This is a genomic window from Pseudaeromonas sp. HNCC25DJ182 (assembly GCF_055413365.1).
Genome location: NZ_JBVAYG010000004.1, coordinates 83,136 through 109,705 on the forward strand (window position 1 = coordinate 83,136; position 26,570 = coordinate 109,705).

21 protein-coding genes and 1 tRNA gene are annotated in these 26,570 nt (G+C 55.0%); 9 read left to right on the top strand and 13 right to left on the bottom strand.

Annotation, left to right across the window (positions count from 1 at the left end; all coding sequences use genetic code 11):
- Positions 1–23: 23 nt before the first annotated feature.
- The 4 genes from ACZYUB_RS04985 to apbC form a co-directional block, all read right to left on the bottom strand.
- Positions 24–2,051 carry an AsmA family protein gene (locus tag ACZYUB_RS04985; RefSeq protein WP_463946038.1) on the bottom strand — a complete coding sequence of 676 codons (2,028 nt, stop codon included), beginning with the start codon at positions 2,049–2,051 and terminating at the stop codon, positions 24–26.
- Between the two features lie 62 nt (positions 2,052–2,113).
- Positions 2,114–2,695 (bottom strand): dCTP deaminase, encoded by a 582-nt coding sequence (gene dcd / locus ACZYUB_RS04990; RefSeq protein ID WP_463946040.1) that lies wholly within the window; start codon positions 2,693–2,695, stop codon positions 2,114–2,116.
- 30 nt (positions 2,696–2,725) lie between these two features.
- On the bottom strand, positions 2,726–3,370 hold the full coding sequence (gene udk, locus ACZYUB_RS04995) for a uridine kinase (protein WP_463946042.1): 645 nt from the start codon (positions 3,368–3,370) through the stop codon (positions 2,726–2,728).
- 95 nt (positions 3,371–3,465) lie between these two features.
- Positions 3,466–4,539 (bottom strand): iron-sulfur cluster carrier protein ApbC, encoded by a 1,074-nt coding sequence (gene apbC, locus ACZYUB_RS05000; RefSeq protein WP_463946043.1) that lies wholly within the window; start codon positions 4,537–4,539, stop codon positions 3,466–3,468.
- 244 nt (positions 4,540–4,783) lie between these two features.
- Here apbC and metG point away from each other — a divergent pair, with 244 nt between their 5' ends.
- Positions 4,784–6,844 (top strand): methionine--tRNA ligase, encoded by a 2,061-nt coding sequence (gene metG, locus ACZYUB_RS05005; protein ID WP_463946045.1) that lies wholly within the window; start codon positions 4,784–4,786, stop codon positions 6,842–6,844.
- Between the two features lie 85 nt (positions 6,845–6,929).
- Here the strand turns inward: metG and ACZYUB_RS05010 are convergent, their stop codons facing one another.
- Positions 6,930–7,769, bottom strand: a complete 840-nt coding sequence (locus ACZYUB_RS05010) for a CHAD domain-containing protein (RefSeq protein WP_463946047.1) — start codon at positions 7,767–7,769, stop codon at positions 6,930–6,932.
- Positions 7,750–8,034, bottom strand: a complete 285-nt coding sequence (yccX, locus tag ACZYUB_RS05015) for an acylphosphatase (RefSeq protein WP_463946049.1) — start codon at positions 8,032–8,034, stop codon at positions 7,750–7,752. Before yccX ends, ACZYUB_RS05010 begins: the two co-directional genes overlap by 20 nt.
- A gap of 78 nt (positions 8,035–8,112) precedes the next feature.
- Here yccX and ACZYUB_RS05020 point away from each other — a divergent pair, with 78 nt between their 5' ends.
- Both ACZYUB_RS05020 and lon read left to right on the top strand, forming a co-directional pair.
- Complete coding sequence (locus ACZYUB_RS05020; protein WP_463946050.1) at positions 8,113–9,552, top strand: methyl-accepting chemotaxis protein; 1,440 nt, start codon at positions 8,113–8,115, stop codon at positions 9,550–9,552.
- A 242-nt stretch (positions 9,553–9,794) separates the two neighbouring features.
- Positions 9,795–12,245, top strand: coding sequence for an endopeptidase La (gene lon, locus ACZYUB_RS05025; RefSeq protein WP_463946052.1), 2,451 nt, complete (start codon positions 9,795–9,797; stop codon positions 12,243–12,245).
- A 61-nt stretch (positions 12,246–12,306) separates the two neighbouring features.
- Here lon and ACZYUB_RS05030 read toward each other — a convergent pair.
- Positions 12,307–12,383 (bottom strand) — tRNA-Met (locus ACZYUB_RS05030).
- Between the two features lie 164 nt (positions 12,384–12,547).
- Here ACZYUB_RS05030 and glgX point away from each other — a divergent pair.
- Positions 12,548–14,629 carry a glycogen debranching protein GlgX gene (glgX, locus tag ACZYUB_RS05035; RefSeq protein ID WP_463946054.1) on the top strand — a complete coding sequence of 694 codons (2,082 nt, stop codon included), beginning with the start codon at positions 12,548–12,550 and terminating at the stop codon, positions 14,627–14,629.
- A gap of 19 nt (positions 14,630–14,648) precedes the next feature.
- On the opposite strand, the gene ACZYUB_RS05040 is transcribed toward glgX, so the two are convergent.
- Positions 14,649–16,286 (bottom strand): DUF2813 domain-containing protein, encoded by a 1,638-nt coding sequence (locus ACZYUB_RS05040; protein WP_463946056.1) that lies wholly within the window; start codon positions 16,284–16,286, stop codon positions 14,649–14,651.
- Between the two features lie 430 nt (positions 16,287–16,716).
- On the opposite strand from ACZYUB_RS05040, the gene selD reads away from it, so the two are divergent.
- From selD to ACZYUB_RS05060, 4 genes are all read left to right on the top strand, one after another.
- Positions 16,717–17,757, top strand: coding sequence for a selenide, water dikinase SelD (gene selD, locus ACZYUB_RS05045; RefSeq protein ID WP_463946058.1), 1,041 nt, complete (start codon positions 16,717–16,719; stop codon positions 17,755–17,757).
- Positions 17,757–18,881, top strand: coding sequence for a tRNA 2-selenouridine(34) synthase MnmH (mnmH, locus tag ACZYUB_RS05050; protein WP_463946060.1), 1,125 nt, complete (start codon positions 17,757–17,759; stop codon positions 18,879–18,881). Before selD ends, mnmH begins: the two co-directional genes overlap by 1 nt.
- A gap of 100 nt (positions 18,882–18,981) precedes the next feature.
- Positions 18,982–19,581 carry a GDSL-type esterase/lipase family protein gene (locus tag ACZYUB_RS05055; protein ID WP_463946062.1) on the top strand — a complete coding sequence of 200 codons (600 nt, stop codon included), beginning with the start codon at positions 18,982–18,984 and terminating at the stop codon, positions 19,579–19,581.
- Between the two features lie 75 nt (positions 19,582–19,656).
- Complete coding sequence (locus ACZYUB_RS05060; protein ID WP_463946063.1) at positions 19,657–20,301, top strand: MBL fold metallo-hydrolase; 645 nt, start codon at positions 19,657–19,659, stop codon at positions 20,299–20,301.
- Positions 20,302–20,365: 64 nt separating this feature from the next.
- Here the strand turns inward: ACZYUB_RS05060 and ACZYUB_RS05065 are convergent, their stop codons facing one another.
- A complete protein-coding gene (locus ACZYUB_RS05065) occupies positions 20,366–20,821 on the bottom strand; it encodes a hypothetical protein (protein WP_463946064.1) in 456 nt (151 codons plus the stop codon).
- Between the two features lie 471 nt (positions 20,822–21,292).
- Between ACZYUB_RS05065 and ACZYUB_RS05070 the strand changes: the two genes are divergently transcribed.
- On the top strand, positions 21,293–21,925 hold the full coding sequence (locus ACZYUB_RS05070; protein ID WP_463946066.1) for a TetR/AcrR family transcriptional regulator: 633 nt from the start codon (positions 21,293–21,295) through the stop codon (positions 21,923–21,925).
- Between the two features lie 127 nt (positions 21,926–22,052).
- Here ACZYUB_RS05070 and ACZYUB_RS05075 read toward each other — a convergent pair whose 3' ends face one another.
- The 4 genes from ACZYUB_RS05075 to ACZYUB_RS05090 form a co-directional block, all read right to left on the bottom strand.
- On the bottom strand, positions 22,053–23,243 hold the full coding sequence (locus ACZYUB_RS05075) for an amino acid aminotransferase (RefSeq protein WP_463946067.1): 1,191 nt from the start codon (positions 23,241–23,243) through the stop codon (positions 22,053–22,055).
- Between the two features lie 137 nt (positions 23,244–23,380).
- Positions 23,381–24,340, bottom strand: a complete 960-nt coding sequence (locus ACZYUB_RS05080) for a hypothetical protein (protein WP_463946069.1) — start codon at positions 24,338–24,340, stop codon at positions 23,381–23,383.
- A gap of 39 nt (positions 24,341–24,379) precedes the next feature.
- Positions 24,380–25,327 (bottom strand): lauroyl-Kdo(2)-lipid IV(A) myristoyltransferase, encoded by a 948-nt coding sequence (gene lpxM / locus ACZYUB_RS05085; RefSeq protein WP_463946071.1) that lies wholly within the window; start codon positions 25,325–25,327, stop codon positions 24,380–24,382.
- Between the two features lie 95 nt (positions 25,328–25,422).
- Positions 25,423–26,418, bottom strand: a complete 996-nt coding sequence (locus ACZYUB_RS05090) for an adenosine deaminase (protein ID WP_463946073.1) — start codon at positions 26,416–26,418, stop codon at positions 25,423–25,425.
- Positions 26,419–26,570: the final 152 nt, after the last annotated feature.

Genomic DNA, 26,570 nt, shown 5'->3' on the forward strand with positions numbered 1-26,570 from the left:
TTGCTCATCCTGCGAGAGCGGACTCAATTGAAAAAGCCACCCAACTTCGTAGGCAGTTGTTGTGGCGCTATCCCCTTGAGCTGCTGTTGCAGACCCTGCCGCAGTTGCCCCCCCATATCCAGAGCATAGTCGGGGGCACTCCAGGTGCCGCTGATGCGGAGTGGAATGGTCAGATGGGCCAGGCTCTCCAACCCTTGGCCGCCCTGCCCCTTGCTGGTTGCCACGACGGAAACATCCAGCTTGAAATCCAGGCTTTCCCGTACCAGATGGGTATTTCCTCGACCACGGACACGTAGTAACGGCGACTGCATGCTGATGTTGTTGCTGGATGCCACACCCGATTGCAACTGCACATCGGCGGTCAACGCCGAAAAGTCGGTTTTCTTCACCTCCTGGGTGGCCGTCTCTCCGTGCAACATGGCTTTGGCACTGCGTAGTTTGGCGGCCAGGTTATACCCATTCACCGAGCCATCGGCCAGTGCCACGTTCAACTTGCCGTTGATGGTTCGCCGTATGGCAGCCGGGAGTAGGCCAACACCGTTCACCCCCCCCTGCACGGTCGCGGCTCCCGACAAGGGCTCCTTACCCAGCCACTCTTTGAGCAACGGCTGGATCTGTAGCCGGTTGATCCTGGGTGCCAACTGCCAACGAGCGGGTATCACGGTGCCATCCAGCATGCCGGTTGCGGCGACCTGCCCTTGATAGAGGCGAGTCGAAAATTCGGCCAGTCGCAACACACCTTTCTCGAGTTGAAGCGCCATGCTCAACTCCCGGGCATCAAGCCGGGATCCCTTAAGATGTCCGATCCGGAGCCGCCCCTCACCATTGATGTCCTTAAGCCACGCCAGCGAGGGCTCAGTGGAGGCTTGGGAACTCTTATTACTCCCTTGAGCAGCCGATGGACGGTCAAACCAGGCCAGATCCAGTAACGGAAGCTGGAGATCCAGCATCACCCGCGGGACCTGCGACCCTAATGCCGAGAGAGTCCCTTGCCATTGCAGCGGGCCCAGTTGCCCAGAACCACGCTCAAGGCTCAGCCGAGATGCCTTGTGCTCATAACGCCACTCCCCCGTCAGTGCCAGTGTCTCCAGTGCCTTGGGGAGCACGGATCCGGTTTGCTGGCCGCTGAGCTGCCATTTCTTCAGCAGGACATGAGGATTCTGATCATCCCAGTGCGCACTCAGGTCGCCCCGACTGCTCCAGTTGCCCGTCAGCTGCGGGGATGTAAGCTGGGTGGTTAGCTGCCAATCGGGGAGCGCCAGCTTATAACCACCATCGGCCATTAAATCCAGTTGGGCACTAACTTGGCTCGTCAGCTGTAATTGTTGGCCGTCGGTCGGGATCAGCTGCATATTTAATTTCCAATCGCGCGCCAACCATCGAGAGCCCTGGGCTTGCTGTTGTAACTGTAATTGAGTCTCCAGATGACCCGTTATCTGCGCCAGGCGCCAATCGGTTGCCAGAGCAATGGCCACGGGTTGATCTGCGGTCCAGGCCCCCATTTCCAGGGTGAAATGCGCAAGGCTGTACTCTTGGCCTGTCTTCTGGTCTTGCAGCGTCAGCTCTGCATCCTCGATCCGGATCCCGGCCAGCTGGATCTGATAACCCTCAGCGCTCTTCGCGGAGGGTTGTGCGGACTCTGTGCCCGGGTTAGTCGACAGGGCCAGCAGATCATCCAGATTGCTGTGCCCTTGCGTGCTGCGCAGCAGATGGATCTGTGGTTTGTGCAGCGCCAGTTGCTCGATCAGCAACTGGCCGGAGAAGAGTGGCAGCAGCGCCACACGAATGCGGCCATCCGCCACCGCCACGGTTGGCTCAGCAGGAAAACCAGCCGGATTGAGCAAGCGGACTTGCTCGATGGACAATCCTAGTGACGGATAAAATGACCAGGAAACCGGACCATCGATGAATAACTCGCGTCCGGTTTGTTGCTTAACCTGGCTGATCAGCGCCTGTTTGATGTCATCGGTGCTGATCAGCAGGGTCAGGGTCAACATTCCCACCAACGCGACCAGGATCAGAGTCACTAGCAGGTACAGTACCTTTTTCATGGGGCCTCCGGATCCATCAAGCTTCAGCTTGATGCTCTTCAGCCGTCATGAGTCAGGCGCCGTTAATCCTGACCAATACGGCTGGCAACAGCTCCTTGTTGGCTCTTGTACTTGGCATTGGCGCGTTTGTTATAGGGGCGAGCTGCGGGCCCGGATAACAGCTCAAAATTGAGTGCGCCTATGACCATCTTAGGCCGTAATGCCAATGGCAGCCTGCCACCGTTGTAAAATTCCAGCACAATACGTCCCGACCAGCCCGGATCGATACGATGGGCGGTGACATGAACCATCAGGCCCAAGCGCGCCAGCGAGGATCGACCATCCAGCCACCCGACAATATCGGCTGGCAGAGTGACCGACTCCAGGGTGACGGCCAGCGCCAATTCACCTGGATGCAAAATAAAGGCTTCGCCGTCAGGGATGATGATTTCGTCACTCATCACCCGGTTGATGGCATCTGCGACCTCTTCTTTCGGGCCACTCAAGTCGATATAGGCCGCGGTATGGGCTTGAAACACCCGGAACTCATTGCCGAGTAAGACATCGACGCTGACGCCGCTGATCCGATCCTGGCCCGGCATGGGCTCGATGGCGATCTTGCCCTCAGCCAGATATTTTTCGATATCACTATCGCAAAGACGCATTCCCTTCTCCTGGTGATTAAGTAGCGCGTATCAAGACTGCAACATATGCAGGATACGGGCTTTGAGCATGTCGATGGCGATGCGGTTGCGGCCACCACGGGGCACAATCACATCGGCATACTGTTTGGATGGCTCAATAAATTGTAAAAACATCGGTCGAACTGTGTTCTGGTACTGTTTCAGCACCGATTCCATGGTTCTGCCCCGCTCTTGAACATCCCGCACCAACCGCCGGATCAGACAGATATCCAGCGGAGTATCCATGAAGATGCTGACATCCATCAGCTCGCGCAGTCGGGGTTCATTGAGTAACAAGATCCCCTCCAGGATGATGATGCGTTTCGGACTGAAACGTGAGGTCTCAGCCAAGCGAGTATGTTCGGTATAGGAGTAACGGGGAATATCAACGGCTTCCCCTTTGAGCAGGCAAGTCAGATGCTGTGCCAGCAAGCTGTGATCAAACGCACTGGGGTGGTCATAATTGGTTTTGACCCGCTCCTCCATGGACAGATGGGTCTGATCCTTGTAGTAACAATCTTCCGTGATGACGCCGATTTGATCCTCGCCTTGCTCCTGTACCAGCTCTTCAAAGATGGTATGCGCGATCAGACTCTTGCCGGAGGCCGAGGCCCCGGCGATCCCAATGATGACACAGGAACGTTGCGATTCAGACATGGTGTAAATTCTCAACTACGGCGATATTGCCCACGGACGGCGGCATGATACTAAATTTGCTCGCCAAGCAGAATAATCCTCTTGGCAGGTCGTGCTCAGCCTTCATTAACGGTCAAAATCGTGCTCGGGATCGCCTTGCCGCCGAAGTAGAGCATGGCCGCCACTTTGCGCGCCAATCGCTGGTAATTCAGGGCCAGCGAACTATCGGGCTCGGCCACGACCGGGGGGAGCCCGGCATCCATCCACTCGCGAACCTGAATATGCAAGGGTAACTCGGCCAACAACGGCACCCCCTGTTGCAAGGCCAACTGCTGACCACCACCGCAACCAAAAATTGCCTCCTGATGACCGCAGTGACTGCAGGTGTGGTAGCTCATATTCTCGATGATGCCGAGTACCGGAACCGTGACTTTATTGAACATGGCGATGCCTTTGCGCACATCGATCAGCGCCACATCCTGGGGCGTGGTGATCATCACGGCGGCGGTGGTCGGGACCTGCTGCGCCAGCGTCAACTGGATGTCGCCCGTCCCCGGCGGCATATCCACCACCAGATAGTCCAGCTCGCCCCAGCGGGTCTCGTGAAGGATCTGCGCCAGAGCCTTGCTGGCCATGGGCCCACGCCACACCGCGGCCTCCCCTTCAGGAACCAGAAAACCGATGCTGTTACAGACAATGCCATGGGCCTGCACCGGTTGCATGAACTTGCCATCATGGGAAACCGGCCGCTCATCCGGACAGCCCAACATCACCGGGATGGAGGGGCCATAGATATCGGCATCCAGCAACCCGACCCGGCCGCCTTCGCGCTGTAGCGCCAATGCTAGATTCGCCGCCGTCGTCGATTTACCAACCCCACCTTTGCCCGACGCAACCGCTATGATGTTCCGCACCCCGGCAATTCCCGGAACCGGCGTCATCCGAGCCATAGTCGCCACATCCTGCTGCCAGTGCCAGATGACCGTCGAGGCTCCCGTCTGCTGCCGCAGCTTTTCCTCTATCTGCTCGGTGAGCTGTGCCAACCAGCTGTGACCGGCGAACGGAATGCGCAGCGCGATGTGCAAGGTTTCATCCTGTTGCGAGATGGTGGTAACAAACCCGGCGGCGACCAGATCGTGCGCCCAACCTTCGGGTTTAAACTGGCTCAGCAGCTGACGGACTTCCTGCATGTAATCTCCTCATCAACAATCAATTTCCGGCGGAGATCCCATTGGCCGCCCACATCAACAACACAAGAGTATCGGAGGGGGCGGCAAACCTGGTTGGGACCTGCGGGATCTCGGCCGAGTGTACAAGAAAAGTGCCATAGAAACAGGGACAATTGCCGCTGGTCGTGGCATTGCGCCTAGGCAGATCCCCGTTGCATCGGGTAACATGTTGCTCCACTTCATTTTCCCGACACAGACAGGAACTATGGCCAACGCAGCTCGTAAAATTCTGGTTACCTGTGCCTTGCCTTATGCAAACGGCTCTATTCACCTCGGGCACATGCTCGAACACATTCAGGCTGATATCTGGGTGCGCTACCAACGGGTGCGGGGCAACACCATCCACTTTATCTGTGCCGATGATGCCCATGGCACCCCGATCATGCTCAAGGCCCAGCAGTTGGGGATCACCCCGGAGCAGATGATTGCCGAGGTATCCACCGAACATCAGGCGGATTTTTCCGGTTTTGGCATCAGCTTTGACAATTATCACTCCACCCATAGCGATGAAAATCGCGAGTTGGCGAGCCTCATCTATACCCGTCTGCGGGATGGTGGCTATATCAAGAGCCGGGGCATTTCCCAGCTGTTTGATCCGGAAAAGTCGATGTTCCTGCCCGATCGTTTCGTCAAGGGCACCTGTCCCAAGTGCAAGGCGGTCGATCAGTATGGCGATAACTGCGATGTGTGTGGTGCCACCTATAGCCCCACCGAACTGATCAATCCTAAATCCGCAGTCTCCGGTGCGACGCCGGTGATGAAGGAGACCGAGCACTTCTTCTTCGACTTGCCGCAGTTTGCCGGCATGCTGCAGAACTGGACCACCTCCGGCGCCCTGCAAGAAGAGATGGCCAACAAGCTCAAGGAGTGGTTCGAATCCGGCTTGCAGCAGTGGGATATCACCCGCGATGCCCCCTATTTCGGCTTCGAGATCCCCGACGCGCCGGGCAAATATTTTTATGTCTGGCTGGATGCGCCCATTGGTTACATGGGCTCGTTTAAGAACCTGTGCGCCAAGCGTCCAGAACTCGACTTCGATGCATTCTGGAGCAAGGAGAGCGACGCCGAGCTGTATCACTTCATCGGCAAGGATATCCTCTACTTCCACACCCTGTTTTGGCCGGCCATGCTCGAAGGGGCCGGTTTCCGCAAACCCAGCAATGTCTTCGTCCATGGTTATGTGACGGTGAATGGCGCCAAGATGTCCAAGTCCAAGGGCACCTTCATCAAGGCCGGAACCTATCTGCAACATCTGGATCCGGAATACCTGCGTTATTACTATGCCGCCAAGCTCAACAGCCGAATTGACGATCTGGACTTGAATCTGGACGACTTTGTCGCCCGGGTGAACGCCGATGTGGTCAACAAGCTGGTCAATCTGGCTTCCCGCACCGCTGGCTTCATCAGCAAGCGCTTCGATGGCCAGTTGGCAGCGACCAATACCGAGCCGGCCTTGTATAGCGAATTTGTTGCCGCCCGGGAGCGTATCGCCGAAGCCTACGAGGCGCGCGAGTTCAGCCGTGCTATTCGTGACATCATGGCGCTGGCGGATATTGCCAACCGCTATGTAGATGAAAAAGCGCCTTGGGTGATCGCCAAGCAAGAGGGCCGTGAAGCCGAGTTGCAGGAAGTTTGTACCGTATCGCTGAACCTGTTCCGGATACTGATGACCTACCTGCAGCCGGTATTGCCACAACTGGCCGAACGCAGCGCCGCCTTCTTGAAAACCAGTCTGAGCTGGGACGGGATTGATACCCCGCTGTTGGCGCATTCCATTGCCCCCTTCAAGGCGCTATTCAGCCGCATCGATCCGAAAAAGATCGAGGAGATGATCAACGCATCCAAGGAAGATCTGGTCGCCGAAGCCAGCAAGACCCAGGGCAGCAAGTCCCAACATCAGAGCGCTCCGGGTAAGGACACTGAAATCGAGCCGATTGCGCCGGAAATTGCCTATGACGATTTTGCCAAACTGGATCTGCGTATTGCCCGCATCGTGAATGCCGAACTGGTCGCCGATGCTGATAAGTTGTTGAAGTTGCAGCTGGATATCGGTGGAGAAACCCGCCAGGTATTTGCTGGCATTCGCTCTGCCTACGATCCGGCGACGCTGGTAGGCAAATTGACGGTGATGGTGGCCAATTTGGCACCGCGCAAGATGCGCTTCGGCATGTCCGAAGGCATGGTGCTGGCCGCCGGTCCTGGCGGCAAAGAGCTCTATATTCTCGAGCCTCACGACGGCGCCCAACCGGGTATGCGCGTGAAGTAAACCGAACACCGGATTAATCCTAAACGGCCTACGGGCCGTTTTTTTTATTCTCAATCCATACTATTCAGCCATTCAGCGCCGTGATTCAGACCATCTGGGCGCTGACTTGCAAACCAAATGATCGCACTAACTGCTGACACTCGGGCACGGGTGTCGCCATGACCCGGGTTAGCAACTGCTCGATATCCTCCCGCTCGGCCCACAGGATCTCCGCCAAAGCTTGCCGCCGCCCCCGCACTAGCGCCGCCAATTCTGGTTGCTGCTGCCGTTTGAGCCAACGGCTTAGCGCACTCAGATCGGCAAAGTACCCCAGCTTGTCCTGCCAGCTTCGGCAATGACAGCTCAGCATCTGATAGTCCGTAGAAACGGTTGCCAGCAGATCCAGCAGATAGCGCAACGATTTAATTGCCAGGCGCAGTTGATGCAGATTCCGCGGTGATGGCTGCCGCCCTTGCTGTAGAGACTTTCGGATGATCTCAACATACAGCGCTCGCACCAGGAGCAGTTGCTGTTGAAAGAGCACCGGTGTCATCCACTGCTGCCACGCCACTAGCACCTGCTGCAAACCCTGCAGCATAGCCAGCAACTGTGACTCGGGTGGTTTTCGCGTGGCACGGACCTGTGAGGTCAACCTCTTGCGTAATGCCCGCGTGTGCGGGAGCCTCTGTAAATACGCCACGAAGACATCGTGGTTACGTTGTCGACTCACGCTTTTGAGCAAACAACGCCACTGTTTTGTCTGGCGACCCAGATCTGCGGGCAAGGCGGTAATTTGCCACAATGGCTGCCAGGCAAGACAGGCGCGCAGACTCACTCGGAATTGGTGCAGCGACTCCATATCCCAAACCTCGGCGGCCGTCAGGGCGCCAAGCTCGTCGCAGCGCTGGATGAACAGATGTCGAGGTTCAATACGCGCGAAATTCATCGCCCAGTACTCCTTGTGGTAGGGCATCGAGTCGGTTGACCACGATACGCTCCACCGTCGCCGAAGGGGGACCCTGTCGCAACCACTGGATTAATTGCTCGACGTCCGAGGTTTCACCGACCGCCAAAACCTCCACTGAACCATCGGCCAGATTGCTCGCTCGGCCACGCAATCTCAGCGCCATGGCCCGTTGGCGGGTGAAATAACGAAAGCCTACCCCCTGAACCCGGCCAAAAACCTGAATCCGCACGGCTTTATCCGACATTTTGTGATCCTCCTGGCTTCGGTTTTTAGGCCATCAGGGTATGATGAAAGCAGTTTCATCATTAGGATTCCGCGCATCATGAAAGAAGTCAAATTTCGCTGGGTAGACCGTATTCTGATTAATATGACCATTCAGGAAAAATTCCACGTTCTCTTCTGGTTCCCTCTGTTAGTAATTGTGCTCATCACTGCCGTCTTGATTCATCAAAACAACCAACTGCGCCGGACCGATCTGATCGAAGGCCTAGAGCTAAAATTGCAAAATGCGGTGACGTTACTGGATCAGGTAAAGGACGTCTCCGATATCAAACTACCCGACGGTATCCGTCTGGCTGACAGTGGTGTAGAAGGGCAACATCAAGTCGGTGATGCCATGACCATTACCGTACCGACCGCCAACCAGAGGTTCCTGAGTGGCACCGTGGACCTGAGCCAGTTATCACTGTGGAATGGGCATAATACGACCTTCACCGTAATTGTTTTGGCGATTCTGGTAATGGCCGCCGTCAGCTACTATCTGAGCACTTTTATTTCTGGCGCCATCTTCTCATTAAATAAGGCCTTAAGTCGGGTCGCCGATGGTGATCTGACGGAACGCTTGAACTTCATTCCGACTCGGGATGAATTCAGTGCCCTGGCGCAAAGCATCGATACCCTGGCGGGTCGTCAACAACATACCGTGAAACTGGTTCATGACAGTGCCGAAGCCCTGGAGCTGTTTGCCGATGAATTCCGGGAAGCAGCACAGGAAGGTCAGGATACGGCGGCCTCGCAGCGTCAATATCTCGACTCGCTGGCCACGGCCATGGAAGAGATGACGGCCGCGATCCGGGAAGTGGCGCGCAATGCCAATGACACCTCGGCCCAGACCCGTCACTCCAGTGAAGAAGCCAGCCAGGGCGCTGCCAGCGTCAATCGCACGATCGACGCAATCCAGGCGTTGGCCGATGAAATCAGCCAGGCTTCCAGTGCCGTCGAACAACTGACCAACCGCGCCAACAAAATCAGTGAAGTCGTCACCGTCATCAACTCCATCTCCGGACAGACCAATCTGTTGGCCTTGAATGCCGCGATTGAGGCGGCTCGGGCCGGAGAACAGGGTCGTGGCTTTGCGGTGGTCGCCGATGAAGTACGAACCCTGGCCGGTCGTACGCAACAGGCAACGGTTGAAATTCAGAAGATGATCGAGGAGCTCCAAAGCGGTACCGGAGCCTTGAATCAGATCATGGATAAAACCGTGCATCAGGCTGCGACCAGCCGCGAGCTCATCACCGGAGTGGGACACGATATCGAGCGCATCGCCTCGTATAGTGAATCCGTATTCGAGATGAGTGCGCAGATCGCGACCTCAGCCGAGCAACAGAGCTCCGTTGCGGCAGAAATCTCGCAAAATCTTGAAGAGGTGCGCCAGCAATCCATGCAGGTGGAAGAGTCGACTGCGGCTACCGTGGGCGGAACACAGAATCTGAAGGTGACCGCCAACGAGCTGGATCAGCTGCTACGCGGTTTGAAATTCTAAACCCGGCTTCTCCTCGCTGATATTGAGCAATAAAAAACGCAGCCCATATCGGCTGCGTTTTTTTATAGACGCTGCGCTGATATGGCCCGCTACAGCACTCAGAAATTGCCATTGTTGTGAATCATATCCAGCAGACGAGCAGAAAATCTTCCTACACTCATGCAAGCGGCATATGCAGAATCTAGCCGCTTTGACTTCAAGATCATCACTATCACCGAGTCTCTTTATCGATGGTGACACGCATGAGTAATGACACAGCTCACACGCCAGAAAGTAAGACCACGGGCCTGGTATTGCCGGGGCAGGATCGCCCTAGTCAGTTGTATGTGATCCCGATTTTTGGCCGTCCGTTTTTACCCTCCCAGATCCTGCCGGTGCAAATTCAGTCCGATCCCTGGCAAAAGACTATTGAGCGGGTGGCCAACTCGCCCCACAAGATGGTGGCCCTGTTTCGCATCACCGACGAACAGGAACAAGAACACGTCAAGCCCCTGCCCGAGGTAACACCGCGAACCGGCTGTGCAGTGCGCATTCTGCAGGCCAGCTCGGGGAATGGTGAGTTGCAATTCGTCGCCGAAGGGATCGAGCGGGTTGAGATCGTCCAGTGGCTTAGCCATAAACCGCCCTACCTGGTCGAAGTGCGTTATCCACCGCTGGACGATCTCGCGGCGCGCAGTGATACCGAAATCAAAGCCTACGCCCTGGCGCTGATCTCCGCCATCAAAGAGCTGCTCCCCATCAATCCACTCTACAGCGAAGAGCTGCGGCAATATCTGGATCGCTTCAATCCCAATGATCCCTCGCCGCTGGCCGATTGCGCGGCGGCGATTACCACCGCCACCGGTGATGAATTGCAAGACATTCTGGATACTCCCCTGCTGTTTGAACGCCTGAAAAAGGCGCTGGCACTGGTCAAAAAAGAGATCGAGGTTGCCAAACTGCACAACCAGATCCGGGATGAAGTCAACCGCAGTATCAACGAGCGGCAGCGGGAGTTTTTCCTGCGGGAACAACTGAAGGTGATACAGCGTGAGCTGGGACTGGAGAAGGATGACAAGACCGCAGAAATCGATGGTTTCAGCAAACGGATGCAAGGCCATGACATACCGGCGGCGGTCCAGCAACGCTTCCAGGAAGAGCTGGATAAACTAAAAATTCTGGAGGCTGGCTCCCCGGAATACGCCGTCACCCGCAACTACCTGGACTGGATTAGCCAGGTTCCGTGGGGGCTCTATCATCAGGATCAACTGGATATACAGCGCGCCAGGACCATTCTGGATACCGATCATGACGGCCTGCAAGACGTTAAACAACGGATCATCGAATTCCTGGCGGTCGGCACCTTCAAGCAAGACATCAGTGGCGCCATCATGCTGTTGATTGGTCCACCCGGTGTCGGCAAGACGTCGATTGGTCACTCCATTGCCCGCACTTTAGGGCGTCCCTTCTATCGGTTTAGTGTCGGCGGCATGCGGGACGAGGCGGAAATCAAAGGTCACCGTCGCACCTATATTGGTGCCATGCCCGGTAAAATTGTGCAGGCGCTCAAGGAGAGCAAGGTGATGAATCCGGTGATCATGCTGGATGAAATCGACAAACTGGGCAGCAGTCATCAGGGGGATCCGGCATCCGCCCTGCTGGAAACCCTGGATCCGGAACAAAATCATAACTTTCTCGATCACTATCTGGATCTGCGGCTGGATTTGTCCAAGTGTCTGTTTATCTGCACCGCCAATACTCTGGACTCCATTCCCGCCCCTTTGCTGGATCGGATGGATATGATCCGGCTCTCCGGTTACCTGTCCCAGGAAAAATTAGCCATTGCCCGCCACCACCTCTGGCCACGGCAGCTGGAAAAAGCCGGAGTCAGTAAACAACAGATCAGGATCAGCGATGGCGCCATACGCCGTATCATTGATAACTACGCCCGGGAAGCCGGCGTGCGCAATCTGGAAAACCTGCTGGCAAAAATTATCCGCAAAGCCGTGGTCAGTCTGCTGAACCATGAGGTCACCAGTCTGCGCATCAAAGCCGCCGACATCCCCAACTACCTGGGCAATCCATTATTTCGTAAAGAGCAGGCCCTGCATGGTGTAGGGATCGTGACCGGGCTGGCCTGGACCGCGCTGGGTGGCGCTATCTTGTCCATCGAAGCCAGCGTGGTCAATCAACAGGGCCGCAGTCTGAAGCTGACCGGACAACTGGGCGATGTAATGCGCGAATCCGCAGAATTGGCATATAGCTATATCTGCAGCAACCTCAAGCTGTTGGGTGCCGATGCCCATTGTTTTGAACAAGCGGGCATCCATTTGCACATCCCCGAAGGGGCAACACCAAAAGACGGGCCCAGCGCCGGTATCACCATGGCCAGTGCCCTCCTCTCGTTGGCCCTCAATCTGGCACCGGTCAAGAATATCGCCATGACCGGGGAGCTGACCCTGACAGGACATGTGCTGGCGATTGGTGGCGTACGGGAAAAAGTCATAGCGGCTAAACGCCAAGGCATCCATCGCCTGATCGTACCGCTCGCTAATCGGGGGGATGTGCTGGAATTACCGGATTATATTCGGACTGGAGTCGAGTTTATGTTTGCCGATCACTTCAAGGAGGTTGCCAGCATACTGTTCCCGCCGACGCCGCCTGCACAGTCCAGGCGCAAAAATCCGGACACAGGGGAACATACAGCCCCTTGAAGCATGCGCTGTGCTGAGGACAAACAAAAACGCCCTGGGCATTAGCCCAAGGCGTTCGATCTGGTTGCGGGGGCAGGATTTGAACCTACGACCTTCGGGTTATGAGCCCGACGAGCTACCATGCTGCTCCACCCCGCGTCACGTGGAGCGCATAGTAGCACAGGTTCAGATGCCGTCAAGATGTTTCAGCATAAGGCGGATTATTAGAATAATCTGCTTAGAAAAAACGGTTCATTAGCACCGCAGAGCAAAACAAATGGCTACTCATACAGTGAATAATTAATGGACAGTCTGGGGGACGTATGAACATCACCAAGGGACACTGCCGGCAGTTAGGTGCCAATATTGAAGGTGGCGGCGTCAACTTTGCCCTCTGGGCCCGCTTGGCCAGCGGCGTCGAGTTATTGTTATTTTCCTCCCCGGAGGATGAGCAGCCGACGGTGATCAAGTTATCACCGATGATCAATCGCACCGCCTACTACTGGCATGTCTTTGTGGACCAGATCGGGGATGGCCAGCTGTATGGCTGGCGGATCAATGGCCCCTGGCGCCCTTATGAAGGAACCCATTTTGATGCCGATAAGGTATTACTGGATCCCTACAGCCGCGAAGTCGTATTAGGTCCGCGTTATGATCGTTGGGCTGCGGCAAGACCGGGCTCCAATTTGCACTGTTGCGCCAAGAGTGTGGTGGTTGATTTGCAAAACTATGATTGGGAGGGGGATATTTCCCCCCAGCATCCAATGTCCCGCTCTGTTATCTATGAAATGCATGTCGGTGGATTCACCCGGGATAAAAGCTCGGGTCTAGCAACAGATATTCGCGGCACCTATGCTGGCCTTATTCACAAAATACCCTATTTAAAATCACTGGGAATTACTGCGGTTGAGTTATTGCCGGTATTTCAGTTTGACCCTCAAGATGCACCAGTCGGAAAAGACAATTACTGGGGTTATAGCCCCATGTCTTTTTTTGCACCGCACAGTGGCTATGCCAGTAATCCTGAAATAAAAGGCGCCGTCAATGAATTTCGGGATATGGTCAAAGCCTTACATAAAGCGGGGATCGAAGTTATTCTGGATGTGGTTTATAACCATACTGCCGAGGGTGGTGATGATGGGCCAATATTTTGTTTCAGAGGCATCGATCACGAGGCCTATTATATTCTCGACCCCAAAACCAAACTGAATACCAACTACTCCGGGTGTGGCAATACCCTCAATGGTTCCCATGCGGTAACCAAACATTTGATCATCGATAGCTTGCGCTATTGGCGGGAACATATGCATGTCGATGGTTTCCGCTTTGATTTAGCCTCGATTCTGTCCCGGGATGAGGAGGGTAAACCGCTGGTTTACCCGCCAACCTTACTCGCCATCGATACCGATCCAGTATTAGCGGATTGTAAAATGATTGCCGAAGCCTGGGATGCCGGTGGTCTGTATCAGGTGGGGTCTCTGGCCGGATCCCGTTGGCGGGAATGGAATGGACAATTCCGCGATGATGTTCGCCGTTTTATCAAAGGCGACGTCGATACCTGCAGCCGGTTTGCGGATCGCATGACAGGCAGTCCTGACATTTATCAATATAATCATTCTGATCCGGAAAAAAGCATCAACTTCGTCACCTGCCACGATGGTTTCACCCTGTGGGATCTGGTCAGCTATAACCAAAAAAATAACCACGCCAACGGAGAAGAAAACCGCGATGGCATGAATGACAATTACAGCTGGAATCACGGCATCGAAGGTGAAACCGATAATCAGGAAATTGATAAGCTCCGTGTTCGGCAGTGCAAAAATTTATTGACCGCGATTATGTTATCAATTGGGACACCCATGTTATTAATGGGTGATGAACGCTTGCGGACTCAGCACGGCAATAATAACGCCTACTGCCAAAATACGCCCTTAAGCTGGATGATCTGGCGTAAGAATGAACGAGCCGATGAAATGCTCCGCTATACCCAAGAGCTCATTAAATATCGGAAATATCTATTTAGCCGCGCGCAACACGAAGGCATGATGGTTTCGCTGGCTGAAATATTACATCGTTCTGAAATCTGCTGGCATGGTGTTAATCCCTATTCGCCCGACTGGGATGCAAACTCACACTCCCTGGCGATGACGGCTATATCTTTAGATGTGAAGGTCGCGATATATATTGTTTTTAATGCTTATTGGGCACCCTTGCAATTTAATTTACCCTTGCCGCCACAAAATATAAATGGCAATTGGCATCGAATTGTGGATACCGCGCTACCCTCGCCATTGGATATTATTCCCTTGGGTAATCCGTTACCGGAAATAAAGCGCCACTATCAGGTAGCTCCCCGCTCCGCCTGCCTATTTGTCTGTGGGGGATTTCTGCAACAAAACAGCTGACTGACGGAGGGAGGAAGAGTTAATTCTGGCGCCGAGCCAGGGCGATAACCTTGCTAAACATTTGCCGCAGCAGGGCGGGCATCTGCTCGACTCCTGCCTGCTCGGCCGCCTCCACCACCGATAGCGCCAAACCGGGTTTGCTGTGACGACTCAAGGCCCGTTCAATCACTTTGCCGGGGGGTAGAATCTGGTGGGCCGTCACCCCAGCCTCACGCCGGTATACCGCCTCAAAACCATGATGATACAGAAAATGTTCTATATCCTTGGCCGGTAATGGCGTGAGTCGATCCATCTCCCGCTCGCCCTTGAGTTGACCCCGAACGCTGGCGGCGTACTTACTGCCCGCCTGGTCGCCATCGGCCAAAAGATGCCATTCGATACCCAGATCGCGTGCGGCCTTGATCAGCGGTGCGACACCACACTGGGCGAACTCGATGATCCGTACCCCTTCGCCGCGCAGACTATAGCCGCAGATGGTTGCCAGCTCCGAAAGCAACCAGATCTCGGTCTCCCCCTCGACCAGCAACCAGCACCGCGCAAACAGCGACATGGGACGGTTGATGCGCACATGAAAGGTGATCCGCCGCAACTCTTCGGCACTCATCTGTTCATCATTCAGGCTAAAGGCCCGAGTTTCGTGCGGCTGACGGACCAAGCGGCGAATTTGACCTAATGGGATGGAAGTCAGCAGATCGCCGGAGTTGGTGGTCAGGATCTTTTGCCCGGGCAGTTGTTCGAGCAAGCCCCAGGCCAAGGCCAGCATGGTTGGATGCAGTCGACTCTCCGGGTCTTCCAGGATCAAGATGGGGCGGGCACCGACCTCGATCTCCCGATCACCACGCGCCGCGAGCAAGGCCCCCCCTAATCCCGCCATCGCCAGCTCCACCGCACGCCCATGCGCACCACCGCGCATTAGTTCTTGCAAGGCGCCCAGACCGCGCAAGCTGGTTGGTTTCGACACTATTTCGCGGGCATTGCGCGGTTTGGTTCGTAGCGGTGGTACATGGCTCAGGTAGTGCTCCATCAGGCTGCGGATCGCCCCCATGCCTTGACGCAGCGTGGGCTCATCGATACCACTGCTGTCCTCATCCAAGACCCGTTGCGACACCAGATCCAGCTGATCCTGCCACTGGGGCACACTCTCATCACCGCCATACCGCGTGCTGCGGGCGTCTCGCAAGCGCAGTACCGGGTTCATCAACATCAGCAGATGGATCAGCGGCTCCGGCTCGGGGATTAACAAGCTGTGACCCAGGGCGTCGAGAAAACCATGTTCCGATTCGACCCTTCCATCCGCCATCAATTCGGCGGCAGCCCGATAATGGATGCGGTGCAAACCATCCTTGCTGCGACACCAGATCTTGGACAGACGAGACAAACGCTGGGAGTGTTGACACATATCGGGCCGGTATTCGCGGAAGGTGAGCACTATGTATAGTTGATGAGTAGAGGGGAGATCGGCATCGTCGGCGCGATGAAAATCGGTCAATTCGAATTGATAGGGAACCACTCCTTGCCCCAACAAGCACCAGAGGGCGCGTAGTAAACTGGTCTTACCCCAGGCGTTTTCACCAATCAGGGCGGTTGTTTGCTGCAGGGTAATGGAGAGTCGATTGATGCCGCGAAAGCCTGAGATTTCAATCTGTTCCAGATACATACATCACCACCTGTTTTTCTTTCATGGTGGCAAAGCAGTGTGATGATTACCAGGCGATGGCCGGCAGTTTTAATTACCGGCTGCTGATTTTAGCCCGGGGCTGTGAACTGAATGCATATTCCGAGGTGCTGGTTTCCTGATTCCACACCGCAAACCAGAGATGGCGTTGACGAAGTTGACGTTTTTTTAATTTCATGGCGTTGGATTCCGGCTACTGGAGCGTTTAATTGCTGATACCGGCACAGGATCCCGCACGAGTGTCGCTTTTCCATGACGTCTTCATGATGATTTAATGACAAGCCAATCCCCTGCCCCCTTGGCTCTCCAGCGAGAGCGGACGCCATCAGCCCTAGAAGCAATCACCAGGGCCGACAAATAACGGCAGTCTGCGTATAATCATCGCCTTCGCCATACAGTGAGTGAGGATTTGATGTCTGAGCCCATCCGTTTGACCCAATACAGCCATGGTGCCGGTTGTGGTTGCAAGATCTCTCCCAAGGTGCTGGATACCATTCTGCGTAGCCAACTGCCAGCCTTCACCGATCCCAAGCTAGTGGTGGGATATCACAGTAAAGATGATGCTGCCGTGGTGGCATTGGGAGACGGCCGGGGACTGATCTCGACCACCGATTTTTTTATGCCGATTGTCGATGACCCCTTCACCTTCGGCCGTATCGCCGCGACCAATGCCATCAGTGATATCTATGCGATGGGTGGAACCCCGCTGGTTGCCATCGCCATTCTTGGTTGGCCCGTGCAGTTGCTCGGCGCCGAGATTGCCCAGGCTGTGGTGGATGGTGGCCGACAGGCCTGTCGAGATGCCGGGATTTCGTTAGCCGGCGGCCATAGCATTGACTCACCGGAGCCCATTTTTGGTCTTGCCGTCAATGGCCTGGTTGAGCTCTCGCAGCTCAAGCGAAATGACACGGCTCAGGCTGGCGATCTGCTGTTTCTCACCAAGCCGCTGGGGATCGGCATCCTGACCACGGCACAAAAAAAACAGCGACTGCAAGCCGAGCATGCACAACTGGCAATCGACTGGATGTGTACCTTGAACAAGGTCGGGGCCGAATTTGCCAAACTTCCTGGTGTGACAGCCCTGACCGATGTCACCGGCTTCGGGCTGGCGGGCCATCTCATCGAGATGTGCGAGGGCGCTGACCTGAGTGCCCACCTTGATATGGCGGCCATCCCGCTGCTCCCTGCCATCGATGACTACCTGCAGGCGGCTTGTGTGCCGGGTGGCACGGGTCGGAATTTTGAAGCCTATGGCCACAAGATCGCGCCTTTGACCCAACGTCAGCAACAACTGTTGTGTGATCCACAAACCAGTGGCGGCTTGCTGGTTGCCGTACGCCCTGAGGCCTTGGCTGAATTCCACGCCTGTGCCCAGGGCGCAGGCTTGACACTGCAGCCGATTGGCCGATTACAACAAGCGAGCTCTGACCACCGCATCGAGTTGAGCGTCTGATGACAAAACCATTACCTTGCCTCGAGGACTACGCGGCGCTGTTCTTACAACAGCGCCCGCTGATTGACCTGCGTGCACCGATTGAATTTGCCGAAGGCGCCTTCCCCCGTGCAATCAACCTGCCGCTCATGAGCGATGACGAGCGGGCAGCCGTGGGAACCTGCTACAAGCAACAGGGCCAGCAGGCTGCGATTGCCCTGGGGCATCAGCTGGTTAGCGGAGAAATGAGGGAGCAAAGGCTCCAAGCCTGGCAGACCCAGATCCGTCAACACCCGGACACTGTGCTCTATTGTTTTCGCGGTGGCTTGCGTTCGCAGACGGTGCAGCAATGGTTAGCCGAGCGGGGCTGCATAGTTCCCCGAGTTGCGGGCGGTTATAAAGCGTTGCGACAATTTTTGATTGCAACTCTGACCCGCATCAGCACGCGAGATCCGTTGTGGCTGGTCACCGGCATGACCGGCTGCGGCAAAACCGAACTATTAGCGCAGTTACCGGCAGCGATTGATCTGGAAGCCCACGCCCATCACCGGGGCTCCAGTTTTGGAGCCCTGCCGGAGGGGCAGCCTGGTAACATCGATTTTGAAAACAACCTTGCCATCGAGCTACTGCAGCGGGAACAAACCGGACAGACTCATCTCATTCTGGAGGATGAGAGCCGGATGATCGGTCGCTGCACCTTGCCACTGCCGTTGTACACCAGCATGGAGCAGGCACCGCTCATCCTGCTGCACGCACCATTGGGCGAGCGGATTAACCGGATCCGCACCGAATATGTCACCGGGCTGCTAACCCGCTTCAGCCACCATATGGCAATGGATGCGGCGGCAGAAGCACTCAGCCGTTTTTTGCAGGGCAGTCTTGGCAAACTGGAACGACGACTGGGAAGCGAGCGCTGCCAGCATCTGCAGGGCGTATTGGCCGAGGCGTTACAGGCGCAATTTCAGCACGGCGATGCATCCGGTCACGATCTCTGGATTGAGCGCCTGCTGGTCGATTATTACGATCCTATCTACCTGCGACATCTGCGGGATCGTGCGGCCAAAATTGTGTTCGAGGGCGATGCCTCGGCCTGTCGGGAATACCTGCAAGCCTTAAGTTTTCAACCACGACCGCAAGCACGATAACCCGAGCGCGCCATAGCCAATTGCACGCTCACTGCACCCAATCCGTTGCAACGAGGAGCGACCATCCCCTTTCCACCTCCACAATATGGACCACGGTACGATGAATGAAACATCTTCTCTGCTGCTCTGTTTTGGCGACTCGAATACATGGGGCTTTGATCCCCGAGGCGGCCGTTATCCTGCCGCTCTGTGCTGGCCTCAACAACTGGCACAGCGGTTAAATCGACCGTTGCAACTGGAAGGCAAGCCAGGACGGACCCTGTGGTTTGCTCGATCGCAATCGGGTCTGGAGCCTGGTTTTGAGGATTGGCAGCGCTGTTTACGGGCTCGGCCTGCAGATCTGGTGTTGGCTTTGGGCATTAATGATCTGGCTGCTGGCGCAACACCGCAGCAATGCCAACAGGCACTCGAACATTACCTACAGGCCTGGCAGGAGCTAGCACCGAGCTGCGGGTTGACCTTGATTGCTCCTGCACCCTTGGGTCGCCTGACAGCTGGCTGGCAGACGCTATTTGCCGGACAGCTGCAGGCCAGTCAGGAACTCGGTGCCTTATGGCTTGCCACCGCTCGGAAATGGCATGTTCACTGTTATCAAATGGACCGTCATTTTTGTCCCGGAGCCGATGGCCTGCACTGGACTGCAGAATTCCATGACCAACTGGCTCGGGAGTTGGCATCCATGTTCAAGCCTCCGCAGTAAGAGCGGTTGGAGTGCATCAGCGCGGCAGGATAGAATCGACAACATGATTTAGACGGACCTTGCACAGGAATTCATATGCTTAAATATCAAATACTTCCCGTCACCCAATTCATGCAGAATTGTACGCTGTTGTGGTGTGATGAAACGAATGCCGCCGCCTTGATCGATCCCGGTGGCGAGATGAAGCATCTTCTTTCCGTGATTGCCGATCATGGATTGACGCTGACCGCAGTCTGGTTGACTCATGGCCATCTGGACCACGTCGGGGCTGCTGACGAAATACGTCAGGCAACAGGCTGCCCGATCATAGGTCCCCACCCTGCCGATGCCTTTTGGCTACAAGCACTGCCTGCACAATCTGAAATGTTTGGTTTTCCCCTGACCGAAGCATTTGTGCCTGATCGCTGGCTTAATGAAGGCGAGACCCTGACGCTGGGCAACCAGCAGTTGCAAGTTCTGCATTGTCCAGGACATACGCCGGGGCATGTGGTGTTCTTGCATCAGCCCAGCAAACTGGCTCTGGTGGGCGATGTCTTGTTTCAAGGATCGATTGGCCGGACCGACTTCCCACAAGGCAATCACAGCGATCTCATCGCCAGCATTACCGAAAAACTGTTGCCCCTGGGGGATGACATCACCTTTATCCCGGGACATGGCCCAAACTCGACTTTCGGTCGCGAGCGGCTCAGCAACCCTTTTCTAACCCAGCCAATTTGGTAGCGGGAGCCGGTCCCGGTGTGCAGATGCTTGCACACCGGGCAAAGATCCAGGCTCGAGCAGCAGATTAGTGCATAACCTGACTGACGGTGGTGCCGCCATCCCGCGGGAAAAAGAAGCCCATGAAGGGGCCCCGCGCCTGCCGAACCACATACAGCATGGCGAAGGTGTTGGGCGCAATCCAGCGACACAGCCCTTTGCGATTCGGAGTGTCATCGTTGAGATAGCCACCGATCAGGCGCACTGTGCCATTAAAAATCGCGGCTTTTTCATGGAACATCTGCGACCCCATCTCAAATTCAGCTTTGGTGATCGCACTGGGAACCAGATCCTTATCTGAATGCCACAAAATCGCTTCCTGATAGGTCGTCATGCGAATTGGGTTCTCCCGGCAGTAGTCACCAAAGATCTCGGCAACCAGCTCATCGGTGAATTCGTATTCTGCCCAGAGGAGATCCAGATCCAGAGCATCCCGATGGGTAAAGCTTTGCTGTTCAAATAGATGAAATAAAATTTCTTTCATCGAGCGACCCGTCAACTGTTGGTACAAGGCCCCAACGTCTTGTTCTTCAACACTTAATTTCGCAATCAATTTCTACTACCTCATCAGCTACAACGTCGTGCTGTATTACAGCATGTAATAAAGCTTCTGTTTATCATTTCCTCGCAACAGGTTTCAACTTGCAGCCAAGCCGCTCTGCTATATCTCAGGGAACTGTGCAACCTGTGATAAAAACCGTGAAAGCTTGGAAATTCAAATCCAGGTGTAAACAGGACGAGTGAAAAGGCTGAAATAGGGCTTACGGTCACGGAAGCACGGCAAAGGAAAAAATAAAAACCATGAGCCACGTCATTTGACCTGTCAGATCTAACAGGTGAGTGATAAAATATACAGCAGATGAACGGCGTAAGATTTAGCTAATTCAGTAGCAATATTAGCCTTATCTTATGATAATGAATACGTTATAGGACCGGTTCGGAGACATGGAGCAAAATGGTAATGCGACCGTACAGGCGAGCAAGACGACAAGAAGAAAAAACAGATCGAGTAGAAGCCATCCTGGCATCAGCGAAAGGTTTATTAGCCACTAATACTCTCGACGAATGTAATCTCAGCACAATAGCCGGTGAAGTCGGTATTACCAAAGCCGCTCTGTATCGCTATTTCCGAGTCAAGGAGCTGATATTTCTCGAAATTTATCGCCGAGAATTGGCTATTCTGTCGCCATCACTGCAACAGGTATTTCTGGCGCCCAGCGTCGAGAAACTCGCCGCGGCATTGGTTGCACAACCCCTGTTTTGTAAACTGACCGCTGTTCTGGCTGACGTCTTGGAGAAACCCCTGACCGAAGACGAAGCGATCGCATTCAAGACCTACATTCTGCAAGTGTTTGAACCATTAGGCATACAACTCAATCAGCAGTTTGGTATGAGTTTGGATCAGGTTATCAACTTGTTGTTACATATTTTCGCAGCCATCGTAGGCTGTTGGAAGCTCAGTCATCCCAGTGCCATGATGACGCTGGCGCTGCAAAATGAAGTCTTAGCCCCGTTCCGAGCCGATTTTCATCAATATCTGCAGCAGCATCTCACTATGTTGCTCGGCCAAATCATACCCGTGAGTTGACGCTGCAGCGTCGTCCAAGGGTTAACAATGAGTTAGCTATCCATAAAAATGAAGCCATCAATGATGGCTTCATTTTTATGCGCAATATAATATCGCCGAATGAATCAACACATTCGGCGACCATGCATTACAACACCTTGGCAATGGCCTGACAGAGGGCGTCAATGTTGCCACTGGTGATCCCGGCGACACTGATACGGCCTGAGCCAACGATGTAGACCGCAAATTCGTTCTTCAACCGCGCAACCTGGTCCTTGTTCAGGCCGGAGAACGAGAACATACCGTTCTGCTCGGTCATGAAGCTGAAGTCTTGCTGGACACCTTGCTCCTTGAGCTTGGCGACAAACAGCTCACGCATCTGCCAGATACGGTCACGCATCTGGGTTACTTCGCCAATCCACTCTTGCTTGAGTGCGGCATCCTTGAGCACTGTGGTCACTACGGCGGCACCATGGGCTGGTGGATTGGAGTAGTTCGCGCGGATAGCCGCTTTCACTTGACTGAAAGCAACATTTGCAACCGCCTCCGCCTCGGTCACCAGGGTTATGGCCCCGACCCGCTCGTTATAGAGGCCGAAGTTCTTGGAGAATGAACTGGCAACTAACAACTCACGGTTGAACCGGGCAAACAGGCGCAGACCTGCAGCATCTTCATCGACTCCGCGAGCGAAGCCCTGATAGGCAAAATCGAAGAACGGCAGCAACTTGCGTTCAGCACAGAACTTGGCCAGCACTTCCCATTGCTCGAGAGTCGGATCGATTCCGGTCGGGTTGTGGCAGCAACCGTGTAGTAGCACCACATCGCCAGCTTGCGCGGCAGACAAAGATTGCAACATGGCGTCGAAATCCAGTCCTCGGGTTGCCGGGTTGTAATAGGTATATTCCCCGGTCTCCAGACCTGCGGCACCGAAGACCTGAAAATGGTTGACCCAGGTTGGATTGGAAATCCAGACCTTGCGACTGAGTTTTTGCCGGGACAGAAATTCGGCCCCAATGCGCAGGGCTCCTGTGCCACCTGGAGCTTGTGCCGTACGGGCGCGCTTGCTGGTGACAATCTCATGATCCGCACCAAACAGCAAATGCTGCACCAACTGCCCATATTCGGCATTGCCTTCAATGCTCAGGTAATTTTTGGTCTTTTCCGTGTCTAGCAGGATTTGCTCTGCTTTTTTGACGCAGGAGAGGATCGGCGTGTCCCCGGCATCATTCTTGTAAATGCCAACGCCCAAATTGATTTTGTGGCTACGGGCATCATTACGGAACTCATCGGTCAGACCCAGAATCGGATCAGCGGGTGCGGCGGTTACCTGTTCAAACATGTTAATCCCTGTCTTTGTTTGGTTGTCGATGGCAGCTGACCTGCACGCGTCGGTGACCCCGCACGGGGCACCAGACGGGTGCGATTGCCTGTTATATCACTCTGCCGAACGGTAAAAAATGGTTTTCACATAGAATGTCATGGCAAGGCAGCAGAAAGCTGATCCTGCACAAACAGTGTCATCACTTCATGCTCCAGCCAGCGCTGTTGATCGATCAACGAGGCCAGCGGAACCTGCAAAGGCGTCGGTACGCCAGCGCCCTGCCAACGAGAATCTGCCGGTAAAGGCTTACCCAATCGGGCGACTAAAGCAGGAAGCTCCCGAGGCAGCAGTAAGCGTAGTGGTCGCCCCAAACGCTCGGCAAGTTGCTGCTGGCGGCAGAGAGCCTGCGGGTGTAAATCTCCGAAGTGGCCCCAGCTAAAATTGGGCGTCAAGGTAGCAATAAAACGCTCGGCCAGTCGGGTATGCTCGGGTGGAGTCAGCAGCAGTATTTGGCCGGCTTGCGGTTCCAGAGTCACAAAAGCTGCACGGCTTTCTACCGTGATCACCTGCTGTGGGGGGGCTTCGGTCCAGAGCACCTTATGCAACTGCTCCAGTGCCACTTCCGGCAGGATCACCTCGCCGAGTAGCTGCTGCAGGGGTTTGGCATCCAGTAAACCGCCTTGTGAAAAAAAGAGGTTAAATGGCACCTGGCTGCGGATCCGGAGCAAACCATCCTGGGTAGCCCGGGTACCTTCTGCCGCCAAAGTCGCCAGCTCTTCTGTCTGCCAGCGATAGTGACGATCGCCGCGTAACAAGGCGCCCAGTACTTGTCGGTGGACGCGCGGCGGAAGCTCCAGTGCCAGCTGTTGCAACGACTGCTCGGTATCCGGTTGCTGATGCAGCTTCAGCTCCAGCAGTGCATGCTGGAACACCAGACGCCCGCGGTGTGTAACACGGTAACTGCCTGCTGTAGCTTGGGGTTCAACCCAACCGGCCTCCCGCCAGACACTCAGTTGCAGGAGAGCCCAGCGCTTGCGGGCCGTGATGGTCTCTGACCCCAGTATTGCTTCAACCAAAGTCCGGGTTGCCGGATCGGCCAGCTCTTTGTAATCCACCCTTGCATCCTTTTCGGGTTTATTCAGAACGTCCTGGAACTAGTCATACACCTTGGTCAAATCCCCGGCCGGACGGGTACGGAAGTATTTGAGGAACCACATATACTGCTCGCGTCTTGGGTCCAGCATGATCTCGATTTCCTCATTCATCCGTCGGGTATCGGCCTCCAGATCCGCTGTTGGATAAGGCTCCATGGCCGGACGGAAAATCAACTCATAGCATCCGGAGTCAGGGTTGTAGGCACTGAACATCGGGATCACGCTGGCACCGGCTAATTTCACCAATTTGGGTAACGCTGGCAACGTCGCCTTCATCTGTCCAAAGAACGGCACAAACAGGCTCAGGTCTGCGCCATGATCCTGATCCGGCAGATAGAAAAAATGAAATCCGTCGCGCATGGATTTGATAGCCGGTTTGATACCGACACTACGCTCGTAGATTTTGCCGCCAAACCGCGCCCGCTGCCGATTGATAAACCAGTCATACACTGGGTTTTTCGCACTGTGCATCATGGTACACATGGGTAAACCCAGGGCGGTCATGTAGAGACCGGCCAGATCGATGGCCCAGGAATGGGGGATCATGAAGATGATCGGCTTGCCGGTCGCCAGTTCCCGAGTCACATGCTCCCACCCCTCGATGGAAAAGCGACGCAGGAACATGGCTTTAGGCAGACTGGTCGCTTCAGCAAACGCCAGGAACGTCTGCAAACCGATTTCGATACTGCTCTTGAGCAGCGCTTCACGCTCGACCTCGGTTTGCTCGGGGAAGCAGAGGCGAAAATTAGTACGCGCCACATTGCACTGCCGTTTGGAAAAACGGATCACCAGGGGGGCGAAACTGCGGGCAAACCGGTCACGCAGACGCACCGGAAACCAGGCCAGCACCACTAATAGCAACAAACTGATCCAGGTAGGCCAATGACGAGGATGGAGAAAGCCGGACTTAAAGCGGGAATCAAAAACCGGGTCACGGGATGTCGACATGCACACCTACACTCATTCGAAAAATCAAAACCTCGTCATGATAAAGAAAACCCCCGCCAAGATCACCTCGCGGGGGATAGCATCAGATCCGCTACTCAGACATAGGCGAGAATTCGTTGCTCCAGCACTCGCTTCTGTTTGTCATCCAGCCAGCATGCCTCTACCGAATTGAGTGCCAACTGCCGCAACTGCTCTTTGGATGCCTGCAGATGATCAACGAGAGCTTGATAATTCGCGCCCATGTAGCCACCAAAATAGGCCGGATCATCAGAGTTGACCGTCACGCACAGCCCCTTATCCAGTAAGTCCAGAATGGTGTGTTCGGCCATACTGGCATAGACACAAAGACGGGTATTGGAGAGCGGACATACCGTCAGTGGCATTCGCTCGGCCGCCAAACGTGCCAGCAGCAAGGGATCATCCATGGCTCGTACGCCATGATCCACTCGATCGACATGCAATAGATCCAGGGCATCCCAAATATAGGATGCGGGCCCCTCCTCACCGGCATGAGCGACCAGCCGCCAGCCTTCTGCCCTGGCTCGGGCAAAAACCCGGGCAAACTTTTCGGGGGGATTTCCCAACTCCGAAGAGTCCAGACCGACACCGTGGATCAGGTGTTTATAGGGGAGCGCTTGCTCCAGCGTGGCAAAGGCTGATTCTTCAGACAGATGACGCAGGAAGCACAGGATCAGGCGACTGGAAATCCCCAACTCCCGCGCCCCCTGCTCCAGCGCCGACTGTATTCCCATAATGACGGTCTCAAAGCGAATACCACGCTGGGTGTGAGTCTGGGGATCAAAGAAAATTTCGGTATGAACCACATTGTCCTGCTGGCAACGCAGCAGATAGGCCCAGGTCAAATCAAAAAAATCGGCCTGGGTCTGCAACACCGCAGCTCCCTGGTAATAGAGATCCAGGAACGACTGCAGGTTGGTAAACTGGTACGCAGCCCGCAGGCTATCCACATCCGGATAAGGCAGTTCAATATGATTCCGTTCGGCTAATGCGAAGAGCAGCTCCGGCTCCAGCGTCCCTTCGATATGCACATGCAACTCGATTTTGGGTAACCCGGCGACAAACTTGTCCATTACTTCATACTCCGCCATTCAGGTAGATGCTTCGGCTCATTGATGGTATGCAGATTAACTTGGTAAAACTGCAATTTGAATTCAATTTCCACGACTAATGCCATAAACCCGCAGATTATTCTGCTGATGCACGCGTTTATGTCCGGTAACGA